General features: G+C 56.6%; 15 protein-coding genes. 13 read left to right on the top strand and 2 right to left on the bottom strand.

The features are described from left to right. The first annotated feature begins 18 nt into the window (after positions 1-18). Genes lolA through K8I01_07955 form a run of 4 tightly spaced genes read left to right on the top strand, consistent with a single transcriptional unit; the run spans position 19 to position 2,869 of the window. A complete protein-coding gene (lolA, locus tag K8I01_07970; GenBank protein ID MBZ0220353.1) occupies positions 19-660 on the top strand; it encodes an outer membrane lipoprotein chaperone LolA in 642 nt (213 codons plus the stop codon). Positions 661-703: 43 nt separating this feature from the next. Beyond that, on the top strand, positions 704-1,192 hold the full coding sequence (locus K8I01_07965) for a YajQ family cyclic di-GMP-binding protein (protein ID MBZ0220352.1): 489 nt from the start codon (positions 704-706) through the stop codon (positions 1,190-1,192). 8 nt (positions 1,193-1,200) lie between these two features. Then, positions 1,201-2,148, top strand: coding sequence for a 50S ribosomal protein L11 methyltransferase (locus K8I01_07960; protein ID MBZ0220351.1), 948 nt, complete (start codon positions 1,201-1,203; stop codon positions 2,146-2,148). Continuing rightward, positions 2,132-2,869, top strand: a complete 738-nt coding sequence (locus K8I01_07955; GenBank protein MBZ0220350.1) for a 16S rRNA (uracil(1498)-N(3))-methyltransferase — start codon at positions 2,132-2,134, stop codon at positions 2,867-2,869. Before K8I01_07960 ends, K8I01_07955 begins: the two co-directional genes overlap by 17 nt. Before the next feature lie 75 nt (positions 2,870-2,944). Here K8I01_07955 and K8I01_07950 read toward each other — a convergent pair whose 3' ends face one another. Continuing rightward, on the bottom strand, positions 2,945-3,355 hold the full coding sequence (locus K8I01_07950; protein MBZ0220349.1) for a hypothetical protein: 411 nt from the start codon (positions 3,353-3,355) through the stop codon (positions 2,945-2,947). 226 nt (positions 3,356-3,581) lie between these two features. Between K8I01_07950 and K8I01_07945 the strand changes: the two genes are divergently transcribed. From K8I01_07945 to K8I01_07920, 6 genes are all read left to right on the top strand, one after another. Next, complete coding sequence (locus tag K8I01_07945) at positions 3,582-3,842, top strand: DUF2007 domain-containing protein (protein MBZ0220348.1); 261 nt, start codon at positions 3,582-3,584, stop codon at positions 3,840-3,842. A 250-nt stretch (positions 3,843-4,092) separates the two neighbouring features. Continuing rightward, positions 4,093-4,806, top strand: a complete 714-nt coding sequence (locus K8I01_07940) for an NAD-dependent deacylase (protein ID MBZ0220347.1) — start codon at positions 4,093-4,095, stop codon at positions 4,804-4,806. Positions 4,807-4,898: 92 nt separating this feature from the next. Then, a complete protein-coding gene (locus K8I01_07935; protein ID MBZ0220346.1) occupies positions 4,899-5,333 on the top strand; it encodes a secondary thiamine-phosphate synthase enzyme YjbQ in 435 nt (144 codons plus the stop codon). A gap of 3 nt (positions 5,334-5,336) precedes the next feature. Continuing rightward, on the top strand, positions 5,337-5,885 hold the full coding sequence (gene rsmD, locus K8I01_07930) for a 16S rRNA (guanine(966)-N(2))-methyltransferase RsmD (GenBank protein ID MBZ0220345.1): 549 nt from the start codon (positions 5,337-5,339) through the stop codon (positions 5,883-5,885). Position 5,886: 1 nt separating this feature from the next. Beyond that, complete coding sequence (gene coaD, locus K8I01_07925; GenBank protein ID MBZ0220344.1) at positions 5,887-6,405, top strand: pantetheine-phosphate adenylyltransferase; 519 nt, start codon at positions 5,887-5,889, stop codon at positions 6,403-6,405. Between the two features lie 57 nt (positions 6,406-6,462). After that, positions 6,463-7,659 (top strand): pyridoxal phosphate-dependent aminotransferase, encoded by a 1,197-nt coding sequence (locus tag K8I01_07920; protein ID MBZ0220343.1) that lies wholly within the window; start codon positions 6,463-6,465, stop codon positions 7,657-7,659. 51 nt (positions 7,660-7,710) lie between these two features. Here the strand turns inward: K8I01_07920 and K8I01_07915 are convergent, their stop codons facing one another. Next, positions 7,711-8,112, bottom strand: a complete 402-nt coding sequence (locus K8I01_07915) for a helix-turn-helix domain-containing protein (GenBank protein ID MBZ0220342.1) — start codon at positions 8,110-8,112, stop codon at positions 7,711-7,713. A gap of 1,039 nt (positions 8,113-9,151) precedes the next feature. On the opposite strand from K8I01_07915, the gene K8I01_07910 reads away from it, so the two are divergent. The 3 genes from K8I01_07910 (at position 9,152) to K8I01_07900 (ending at position 11,680) form a co-directional block, all read left to right on the top strand. Next, positions 9,152-10,690: a HAMP domain-containing protein gene (locus K8I01_07910; GenBank protein ID MBZ0220341.1), complete on the top strand. Its 1,539-nt coding sequence runs from the start codon at positions 9,152-9,154 to the stop codon at positions 10,688-10,690. After that, positions 10,690-11,214, top strand: coding sequence for a chemotaxis protein CheW (locus K8I01_07905; protein ID MBZ0220340.1), 525 nt, complete (start codon positions 10,690-10,692; stop codon positions 11,212-11,214). Before K8I01_07910 ends, K8I01_07905 begins: the two co-directional genes overlap by 1 nt. A gap of 64 nt (positions 11,215-11,278) precedes the next feature. After that, complete coding sequence (locus K8I01_07900) at positions 11,279-11,680, top strand: bacteriohemerythrin (protein MBZ0220339.1); 402 nt, start codon at positions 11,279-11,281, stop codon at positions 11,678-11,680. Positions 11,681-11,707 lie beyond the last annotated feature (27 nt).

The raw sequence follows: 11,707 nt of genomic DNA, 5'->3' as shown, positions 1-11,707 counted from the left end.
CAACTAAAAGGATTGGAAATGAAGACCCTCCTCCGGATAATGTTATCGGCTCTCTTGCTGAGCCTTATTCCCGCAATTTCATCGGCAGATGAGCTTAAGGAAGTCCTCTCGAAGCTCCAGGAGAGGTACGAATCCATCACGACTCTTCAGTCTGATTTCAGCCAGGAGGTCTCCTCAAGGGGCATGGGCAGGCCTGAGACCGCAAGTGGCAAGGTCTGGTTCAAAAAGCCGGGGAAGATGCGTTGGGAGTACAGCAAACCTGCGGGCGACCTCATTGTGGGCGACGGCAAGACCGTCTGGATATACCAGCCTGACCTTAATCAGGCTATCGAAAGAGACGTTGATGCCGCGGCCTCCCGCATGGCAACCGACTTCCTCTCCGGCGTCGGGAACCTGGAAAAGGAGTTCGAGGCGAGGCTTGCGGACTCGAAAGGCGATACATGGCGCATTGTGCTTACGCCCAGGGAGGAGAGCCCGAACGTCAAAAGCCTTGCGCTCGAAGTCGATAAAAAGAGCCTCCTTATAAAAAAGACGGAGATGACCGACCACTTCGAGACCGAAACGAGGGTGGAGTTCAGGGAGACTAAGGTCAACTCGCCCGCGCCCGATTCGCTTTTCCGTTTCACTCCTCCTCAGGGCGTGCGGGTCGTGAGGCCCTGAAGCTGACTGTACAGGTTTGAAAAAAAACGAACGGAGGTAGGAAATGCCGTCATTCGATATAGTCTCGAAGACAGACGTTCAGGAGGTCGACAACGCCGTCAACCAGGCAACGAAGGAGATGGAGCAGCGCTACGATTTCAAGGGCTCCAAGAGCGAGATAAAATGGGAGAAGAAGGAAGACATAACCGTCATAGCCGATGACGACGGAAAGCTCCGTAGCGTCCTCGACATACTCCAGACCAAGCTCGTAAAGCGCGGGGTGTCCCTAAAGTCCCTCGAATACGGCAAGGTCGAGGACGCATCCGGGAGCATGAAAAAACAGGTCCTCAAGATACGCCAGGGCATACCCTCGGAAAAGGCCAAGGAGATAACGAGGCTGGTAAAGGACCTGAAACTCAAGGTGCAGACCCAGATCATGGACGACCAGATAAGGGTCACCGGTAAGAAGATTGACGACCTGCAGGAGGCCATACAGGCCATTAAAGGCAAGGACATGGACATAAGCCTCCAGTTCGTGAACATGAGGTCGTAGACGCCTGAATGGCCGGATGGATAGAGATACGGGCAAAAGGCCCGGCCCGGTCGAGGGACGCGGTATCGGCGGCCCTCATAGAGGCAGGGAGCCCCGGCGTCCTCGAAGAGGCGGACGAGGGAGCAGCCGGCAAGCTCGTTTCATACAGCAGGTGGGAGGACGAGACGCGCGAAGAGCCGCCTTCAAAGTCGCCCGAAGCGGCGCTCAGGGCGTATCTGAACGAGGGTGAAATGGCAAAGCTCAAGGACATACGCCGTAAGCTCGGGAGCGTGGGCTGGAAGCTGACAACCTCCACCTTAAAGGAGACCGACTGGTCCGAGAAATGGAAAAAGGGGCTCAGGCCCGTACGGGTAAGCTATAAAGGCAGGTCAGTCCTCGTAAGGCCCACCTGGAAGAGATCGCCGAAGAGGCCCGGTGAAAAGATAATCGAAATAGACCCTGGCATGGCCTTCGGTACCGGCGGCCATGCTACGACAAAGATGTGCCTCCGCGCACTCTTAAGGCTCGTAATCGACCGTAAGCTCCCGGCGAATCCGGACTTTCTCGATGTGGGCACAGGCACTGGAGTCCTTGCCATAGCTGCCAAAAAACTGGGGTTCCGGAAGGCCGTGGGCCTTGAGATAGACGAAGTGGCCGTCAAGGTCGCCCGTAAGAACGCAATGCACAACAGGGTAAAGGTGGCCTTGAGCTCCCGCCTCGTCGAAAGGACCAGGGGAAGGTTCCACCTTGTAGCCGCGAACATCCTCGCAGGAGAGCTTAAAAGGCTTTCGCCTGAATTGGCCGGCCGGGTAAGCCCAGGCGGCCGTCTGATACTCTCCGGGATCCTCCAGCATGAAAAAGACGAGGTAATACGGGCATACCCCGGCCTTGTCCTTGAGAAGGCATATTCCTCAAAGGAATGGGTCGCCCTCGTCTTCCGTAAGCCGTTGAAGGCAATCGATGAGAAGGTTCTATAAAGAGGACTTGAGCGAGCACTCTACCCGCGCGGAAGTCGCCGGGGAGGAGTTCTATCATCTCAAGAAGGTGCTGAGGCTAGCCCCGGGTGCTTCTGTTTTTCTATTTAACGGTAAAGGTCTTGAGCTTTCAGGGAGAATCGAGGAGGTCGGCAAAAGCTCCGCCTCCGTGATCATCGATGGGAGTTCAAGCGGTGAAAGGGAGAGCCCGCTCGATTTCGTCCTCCTCCAGGCGCTTCTCAAGGGGGACAGGCCCGAGTTCATAATCCAGAAGGCGACCGAGCTCGGGATACGGGAGGTCTGCTTCTACAACACCTCAAGGACCATACCCCGCGTAAGCTCGGATAAAGAGGCCGTGAGGCAGGCGAGATGGAAGAAGGCGGCCATTGAGGCCGCCAAGCAGTGCGGAAGGACGGTCCTGCCTGAAATAAACTACGCTCCGGACCTAAAGGGCGCGCTGAAAGGCCATGACGAGAATTTGAAGCTTCTTCTCTGGGAAAAGGAAGGGGCGGTTGGGCTTAAGGAGGCCCTTAAGGGCGCGCGCGGTAAGCATGGGGTTTCGGTGCTGGTCGGCCCCGAAGGGGGGCTGTCGCCCGGCGAGGCGGCAGAGGCCGTCGGAGCCGGGTTCGTGAAAGCTGGTCTCGGCCCGCGCATACTCCGCGCCGAGACCGCGGCCCTGGCTATAATGTCGATAGTGCAGTACATCCTCGGCGACCTGGGCTGAATAAGTCTCTCCTTAATGAAAAAAAGGCGGGCTGGATTCCAGCCCGCCTTTTTTCATTTTAAGCCTGCATTCGTTCTACTCGAAAGTTATCTCTTTTATGTTCTTCGCGAGCACCCTGTAGGTGCCGTAGTTAGTGGTGCCGAAGAAGCGCTGGTCGTTATCGAGGCTTATGGCCACCACGTCGCCGTTTTTCATGGTGACCTGGAAGTCGCTTTTGTTCTCAGCCCCCGTGCCCGTGGCCGTTATCTTCCTTATTTTCTCGAAGAATACCGTAACCGTTCCCTTGCCCCTGGTGCCGATAAAGAATATCTCCCCTTCCCACGAGGCGTTCTGCACCTTTGTCGTTATGTCCTGGTCGTCCCTTACGGTTGCCTTGAAATTGATCTCGGGAAGCGGGACCTCGGTGCCTGGCCCCTTGCCCATTCCTAAGAGAGTGACCCAGATAAAGAGGGCGGCAAAGACCGCCAAAGACCTTTTTATGAGCACTGTTTCTCCTCCGTAAGCTGATGTGATTTATAGCTTGCCTTATAATTGAACATTCGCTTGATCGCGCTCTGGCGGAATTTACCGATTATCTCAGGCACATGCCATAAAAGTCAAGCGGACGGCGCATTCGGCCCCCGGCGGGATAGGCCGGGAAGGAGCGGAAAGGCCTGTAACCCGAAGCAATATTTGACAAAACCGGCGGTTTTCAGTATACTTTTTTCGGCTTATGGCAACCAGGATCAAGTTCATAGACCTCTATTCCTTCTATAACGACCTCGACGCAAGCGTAGTGGAGACCCTCATGGAGGGCCGGAATATCACATGCTCCTTCAGGTCGCTCGGCAAGCTCCGTTTCGCGACCGACATCGGCGCCTACATTGAAAAGAGGATCGCGGTCGAGGAAGAGCAGATCGAGAGCGCAAGAAGGATAATAAAGGAAGCGATAAGGAACGGAGTAATCTCCAAAGAGGGCAAGTTCAGGACCTGAGGTCCCGCCTCGCGCTGTCTCTCCGAAAACCGGCTGACCCGCGCCCCGGACCCTTAGCAGGGTGTTGAAAAAAACCCTGCTAAGCAATCCACGGATGGATTGCCAAATTGCGAAGACTATTCAAGTCGAGCAATTTGTGAGGCTTGGACGGATTCATTCCGGCCAAGCCGTGGTTGAAAAGTCCAGGAAGGACTTTTTCAACATCCTGACAGACAGGTCCCTCAGCCGTCCAGCCGACCAGCATACCCGAATGGAACTCGAAGCGATAAAGGAAAAGCTCAAGGCGTCCCGTTCGCCGGTTGCGCTTACAGGTGCAGGCATATCCGCTGAGAGCGGCGTCCCGACATTCAGGGGGCCGGACGGCCTGTGGAGGAATTTCAGGCCCGAAGACCTCGCGACCCCCGAGGCATTCGAGCGCGACCCGGCCCTCGTCTGGGAATGGTACGACTGGAGGCGCTCGATAATCTCCGGGATACGCCCCAACCCGGCCCACTACGCCCTCGCGGAGTTCGAACAAAGGAACCCGGCATTCACGCTCATAACGCAGAATGTGGACGGCCTCCACAGGAGCGCGGGGAGCAGGAACGTCCTCGAGATACACGGCTCCATATGGACGGTCCGGTGCATTGAATGTGGAAATTCAAGCGAAAACAAGGATGTGCCGATAAAAATACTGCCGAGGTGCGGCTGCGGCGGGCTTCTTAGGCCGGGGGTGGTATGGTTCGGCGAAGCGCTCCCGGAGGACCTCCTCTACAGGTCGTTCGAGGCCGTCTCAAGCGCCGATATCATGCTTGTCGTCGGCACATCCGGGGTCGTCCAGCCAGCCGCTTCTTTCGCGACCAGGGCAAAGGACGCGGGCGCTTTCGTTGTCGAGATAAACCCGGAGACGACGCCCCTTTCGGGGCGCATGGACGCGGTCCTTCAGGGCAGGGCAGGAGAGTTGCTGCCCCGTCTCATCGGCTGATCGTTCCAGTGGAATTTCGCCCGGCACATAAAGTATAATACTGGCCCGCGGGGAGATGAGGGCGGCCAGATTTCCGATTCCAAGGAGGGCAGATGAAGGTCTTTGCCAGCGCTATCAGGGTCAAGACAGGTGCCAAGACCGAGGAGGTCAACATTACGAACCAGGTGGAGGCCGTGATATCGGAGAGCGGCATCCATGAAGGCATGGCGCTGGTATTTACGGGCCATACGACCGCGAGCATACACTTGAATAACGCCGACCGCGACCTTGAGGAGGACTTCCACAACTTCCTGAAGGAAATGGTCCCCAACAAGCCCGAATACAAGCACAACAAGGGCGACTACGGCAGGAATGCGGACGCCCATCTGAAATCACTTCTCGTGGGCAATAGCGTGACAGTGCCGGTCACAAAGGGCAGGCTCGCGCTCGGGCAGTGGCAGGCAGTGTACTTCTCCGAGTTCGACGGCCCCAGAAAAAGGCTCATCTCGATAAAGGTCTTCGGAGTGCCCGAGGGCGGCGGGCAATAGGCTTTGAGGATAATAGGAGGCAGTCTCAAGGGCAGAAGGCTCGCTTCTTTCCGGGGCCCGGGGATAAGGCCCACCTCCGACAAGGTGAGGGAATCGGTCTTCAACATACTCCCCAGGGATTTCCCGTTCAGGACGGTGCTCGACCTCTATGCCGGGACCGGGGCCATGGGCATCGAGGCCCTCTCAAGGGGGGCGGAAGAGGCCACCTTTGTCGAGAGCGACAAGGGCGCGGCCCAGGTCATACGGAAGAACCTCGACATCTGCGGGCAGGAGGCCCGTATCATCCGGAAGGACGCCGTAAAGGCCGTTGAGGAGCTTTCGAGGAAGGGCGCCCGCTTCGACCTTATAATAATAGACCCCCCCTACAGCTCAGAGCTGTTTGCCAGTACGCTTAAGGCCATTGGACGCGGAGGGCTCCTCTCCCCCGAAGGGGTGATAGTGGCGGAGTCGGCGAAAAGGGCGCCGCTCGGCGAGGCTGAATTAGAGGGTCTTACGGTCTTCGACCAGAGAAGGTATGGAGATACGCTCGTATATTTCCTCAAGCGGAGCTAAAATGGCGGCTTCCAAGCGCATATGCGTATACCCCGGGACCTTCGACCCCATAACGAGGGGCCATCTCGACATAATAGAGCGCGGGGTAAAGCTATTTGACGTCCTAATCGTCGCCGTTGCCGAGAGCCCGGGAAAGGCCCCGCTCTTCACGGCAGATGAGCGGCTCGCGATGATACGGGAAGAGGTCGGGAGGCACAGGAACATAAAAGTAGAGAGCTTCGACTCCCTCCTCATGGACTACGTCAAGGAGAAGGGTGCGAATATCGTCCTCCGGGGCCTCAGGGTCATGTCGGATTTCGAGTACGAGTTCCAGATGGCGCTCATAAACAGGAAGCTCGACCCCTCGATAGAGACGGTCTTTATGATGACCTCCGACAACTACGCGCCAGTGAGTTCGCGTTTTATAAAGGAGATAGCCCGCTACGGCGGCGACCTGACCGCCTTTGTTACGTCAAGGGTCGCTAGAAAATTAAAAGAGAAGTTCAAGGCGGCCCCCGCCAGGAAAGGCCGCAGGAAATAGCAGGTTGCTGAAAAACTCAAAACACGTTCAGCAGCCTGATCACGAAGGAGCATCGGGATGTTCAAGCTTGCCGGAAGGCTTTCAGGACTCGAGGAATCGGTAACGCTCGCCATAACCGCGAAGGCGCGGGCGTTAAAGGCGGAGGGCAGGGACGTCATAGGCTTCGGCGCGGGCGAGCCTGACTTCGATACGCCAGAGAACATAAAAGAAGCCGCCATAAGGGCCATTCGCGACGGGCATACGAAATACACGGCGGTCGGCGGCATAAATGAATTGAAGGACGCCATTATCGGGAAGTTCAGCCGCGACAACTCCCTCGACTATTCGCGTGACGAGATTATAGTCTCCTGCGGCGGCAAGCACTCGATCTTCAACCTCTTCCAGGCCATCCTCGACCCCGGCGACGAGGTCATAATACCCGCCCCGTACTGGGTCTCGTACCCTGTCATGGCCGCGCTCGGCGGCGGGGTACCGAAGGTCGTGCATACCGACGAGGCCGCGGGCTTCAGGATGTCGCCCGAGGCCTTCAGGGCCGCCATAGGCCCGAATACCAAGGCAATCGTCATTAACAGCCCCTCGAACCCCACGGGCGCGGCCTACACTGAAAAGGAGCTGGGGAGGCTTGCGGAGATAGCGCTTGAGAACGGGCTTCTCATCATCTCGGATGAGATATACGAGAAGCTCACTTACGGCGGCTTCCGGGCGACCTCCATAGCGTCCGTCTCGGACGAGGTCAGGAAGAGGACCATAGTCCTTAACGGCGTCTCAAAGACCTATTCAATGACAGGGTGGAGGATAGGCTATGCCGCGGGGCCGAAAGAGATAATAAAGGCCATGACCAACATCCAGAGCCAGTCCACCTCGAACCCGACCTCAGTTAGCCAGTGGGCGGCGGTCGAGGCCATAAGCGGCCCGCAGGGCGCGATAACCAGGATGGTAGCGGAGTTCGGCAAAAGGCGGGACGCGATGGTGGACGGCCTTAACGCCATAGACGGCATAAGCGCCATAAGGCCGCAGGGCGCGTTCTATGTATTCGCGAACATATCGGGCCTCTTCGGAAGGTCTTATAAAGGGAAAAAGATAGACGGGTCGGTCGCGCTCGCCACTTACCTGATTGACGAGGCCGGGATCGCCGTCGTGCCCGGCGAGCCCTTTGGAGACGACCGCTTCATGAGGCTTTCCTACGCGACCTCGATGGAACACATAGTAAAGGGGATAAAGAGGATAGGCGAGGCGGTAGGAGAGCTGAGATAAGAATTTCAGGCCAGGCATGCGATATGCCCCGGCATATGCGCCTGAACGGATTCAGTAGTAGACTATCTCGATTATCTTTTTAAGCTTATTGAACTCACTTCTTTTTTTTACCCGCAGATCAAGCAAAATGGAGATCAGGCTTGAGATATCAGGAGGATACATATCGAGGTCCTGGGAATGCTTCTCTTTGCAAAGCTCCGTACAGTACATATAGAGGTCCGGCCTCGCGAGTCTTACCAGCCGGCTGAAATCGCCCTGCAGCGTTTCGTTGATTTTCCATAGAGTGCCGAGGTCCAGCTCCTTCCCCCTCCTGCCGTGCATCCAGTTCTGGTATGCCTGGGCAGTAACCCCTATTTTTTCGGCGACCTTCTTCTGAGTCCACTTCTCGTTGGTCTTCCTGATAAGCTCAGACCTGAGCCGTTCCAGCTCTTTACCTAAGGATGTCTTCGGCATTGATCTTCCCCGGAATGAGAATGCTGTAGCTCCCGCCAGGCCCGCCGGGAATCGAAGGAAAAAATCTGCTTAAGGGCCGCGCGCATGACAGCGTAATCCTGCGTACGCTGCGCTTTCTGTGTAAAACAGAGAATGCCGGTGCGGGCACGAGAAAATTTGAAGGCGGTCGGGCCGAAACCAACAGAGTCGGGGTGATGCACGAACTTTAGCAGATTTTTCAGATTTGTAAAGCAACGTAGTGTTATGCGATTTTAAATACCCTGCCCGCAATAGCCTCCCAATGAAAGAACCTTGGCCGCCGCACTTCTTGCGTATATGCTTGATTAATTTGAGATTTCAAAAAAGACTAAAGCGGTAGTCTTTGGAGCCGATAAATATAACAGTCTGTTATGATATATCTGAATTTCTGGAAATCGAAAGCCTCCCGGAACGGTTGAGACGGGCGTTTCCCGGCAGGGCGTCAACGGGCGCGAGCAAGGGTTTTAGCAGCTAAAAAAAAGGGGGATGAGGAGAGAATATGGGTTTGCTGAATCGTTTGAGCATCAAAGTTTTCCTGACGGGAGTCATTGCCTTGCTGGTCCTTTTTCTAATAGCGATTTCAGCCGGAAATGTCTGGGACTCATATGCCAAGGCGAACGCGGTAAAGCAGCTGGAAAAGGCCAACCGGCTTTCGGATTACATCCTGCGTGCTTCAGGCTATCAGGCTAAGGAGCGGGGGGTAACCGCCATATACCTCGCCCCGGGGGCGGTCATGGACGGCGCTACTTTCAAAAAACTGAACGAAATAAGGAGCGCCGGGGACGAGGCTTTCAGCAAGGCGCAAGCCTTGGCCAGGGAACTGGCGGAGCATGATCCTTCGAATTCCCTCCTGCAGACGGCGATGGAAAGGGCTGCGGGCTCCTTTTCCGAATTGCAAGCGCTCAGAAAGAGCATCGACGGCAACCTGACGAACCCGTCCAAGACATACTCAGCCAAGAGCTGGATAGCCTCGATAACCTCATTGATAGACAACTGCTCCGAGCTGCGTCTCGCGGCATTCATGTCCACAAAGGACCGGGAGACCCTGCAGGAAGCGCTCAGAATGAATATCGAGCTCAAGCAGGCAGTTTGGCTTGTGAGCGAGTATGCCGGACGGGAGCGCGCCACTTTGGGCGATTTCGTCAGCTCGAGGAGACCGGTTGATCCTGCCGCCCTCGAGAGGCTCAATACGTTCAGGGCGGTCGTGGACATCAACATAAAACCGATACTGCGCCTTAAGGGAGCCGCGGGGATAGAAGCAGAGGTCATGAGGTCCGTATCGGAGATGGAAAAGGTCTTCCTCGGCTCCTTCGGCGAGGTCAGAAAAGGCGTCTATGCGGAGACTTCCACGGGTAATTATCCCGTAACGGGCAAGGAGTGGGTGGAAAAGAGCAGCGAAGGCATCGACAGCATACTCAATGTCTCGGAAGCCGTCGGGAGCATGGTGAGCTCAAAGCTCGCCGCCGAGCTGAAAGGATATAAAAGGAGCATGATAATGGATTCGGCCCTGCTCGCGGCGGCCTCGGCGATCTGCTTCATCGCGGTCTTTTTCATAACGAAAAAAGTCATAGGCCCGATGAATTACCTCAAGGAGGCCATGTCGGAGATCGAGCGGACCGGCAATATCGCTCTCAAGCTCAAAGTGGGTTCGCGGGACGAATGCGGCCAGATGGCCGAGACCTTCAACAGGATGATGGGGCACATACATTCCATAATCAACGACATCAACAACTCTGTCGAACAGCTCGCTTCCTCTTCCGAGGAGCTGAACGGCAGCGCCCAGCAGATATCCTCCGGCGCAACCGAGCAGGCCTCCTCCATAGAGGAGACCTCGACCGCGATGGAGCAGATGGCCTCGAACATAAGGCAGAACACCTCGAACGCAAGCGAGACCGAAGCGATAGCCACCAAGTCGGCCTCTGACGCTCTCAAAAGCGGAAAGGCGGTGGCCGAGACTGTAGGCGCGATGAAGGATATCGCCGCCAGGATATCCATCATCGAGGAGATAGCGAGACAGACGAACCTGCTTGCATTGAATGCCGCTATCGAGGCGGCGAGGGCCGGGGAGCACGGCAAGGGCTTTGCGGTCGTGGCCTCCGAGGTCAGGAAGCTTGCCGAAAGGAGCCAGGCCGCGGCCGGGGAGATAGGCAAGCTCTCCACCGCCAGCGTGCACACGGCCGAAGAGACCGGCGAGATGCTCGCCATGCTCGTGCCTGACATACAGAAAACGGCCGAGCTCGTTAAAGAGATAACCTCCGCAAGCAACGAGCAGAGCGCGGGAGCCGACCAGATAAACAAGGCCATCCAGGAGCTCGATCACATAATCCAGCAGAACGCAAGCGGGGCCGAGGAGCTGTCGGCGACCTCCGAGGAGCTCGCAGCACAGGCGACCAGGCTTCAAAGCGCAATAGCTTACTTCCAGCTCGAAAACGGGAAGAATGCGGGGGCCGGGCCGGCCAGGCGCTCTAAAACCCATGCGGTTTCCCGGATCGCGCAGTTCAGGCAGCCGGAGGCAAATGGCGCTCCCGGCGCAGGGATAAGAGTCCAGGAGGCCTATTAATGGGCATTCCATCCGCTTCCGGACCGGTACAATACCTGACCTTCATGCTCGAGGACGAGGTCTTCGCTCTTGAGATATCTCAGGTAAAGGAGGTGCTCGACTTCACATCCATCACAAAGGTGCCTCGTATGCCGGAGTTCATGAGGGGAGTCATAAACCTGAGGGGGAACGTCGTCCCGGTACTGGACCTCAGGCTCAAGCTGGGCCTCTCCGGGAAGGGCGACACCAAGGACACGTGCATAATAATCGCCGAGGTCGGTTACGAGGGCGCGCAGACGGTAATAGGGGCATTGGCGGACTCGGTCCGGGAGGTTATAAGCCTTGAGGAAGCTCAGATAGAGCCCCCTCCCAGGATAGGCATGACCATGGATTCGGCAATGATAAAGGGGATGGGGAAGCGGGGCCAGGAGTTCGTGATCATATTGGATTCCGGGCGCGTCTTCACGGCGGAAGAGATAAAGACCGCCCATCTGGCGGACGAAACCGGCCGTCACGGGCCAGAAGCCGAGGCCGTAACCGCCTAAAATCAAGTCGCCGGTCTACGCCGCGGGGGAGCAAATGCATGGAACACGCAAGGGGGGCGATCCGATGACAACACAGTGGAACGATTTTTACTTGATGGGCCTGGATGTGATGGATGCGCAGCATATGGAGCTGGTCAAAAGGGTTAATGTCCTGCTCGAAGCCATGCGGGATGGGAGAGGCGCGGAGGAAGTGGCGGTCCTGATCAGGTTCCTCGAAGCATACGCGGTCGAGCACTTCAGCGCGGAAGAGCGGCTTATGTCATCAAGGCCTGAAATCGATTTCAGCACGCATAAGGCGCAGCACCATTTTTTAAGGCGGGCCCTGGCCAACTTCAAGGATAAATACCGGGCCCGGGGTGCATCCGCCAGCCTGGCCCTGAACCTGCAGCAGAACTTATTGCAATGGCTCAGAAATCACATGATGATAACCGACAAGAAGTTCGCAAGCATATTTAACGGGAACTGAGGGCCAGGACAGGATTTCCGTTTACTG

It is taken from the genome of Deltaproteobacteria bacterium (assembly GCA_019912665.1).
Classification (GTDB): domain Bacteria; phylum Desulfobacterota; class GWC2-55-46; order GWC2-55-46; family GWC2-55-46; genus UBA5799.
The sequence above is the reverse complement of the archived record's forward strand: the minus strand, read 5'-3'. Positions and strand labels throughout refer to the sequence as shown.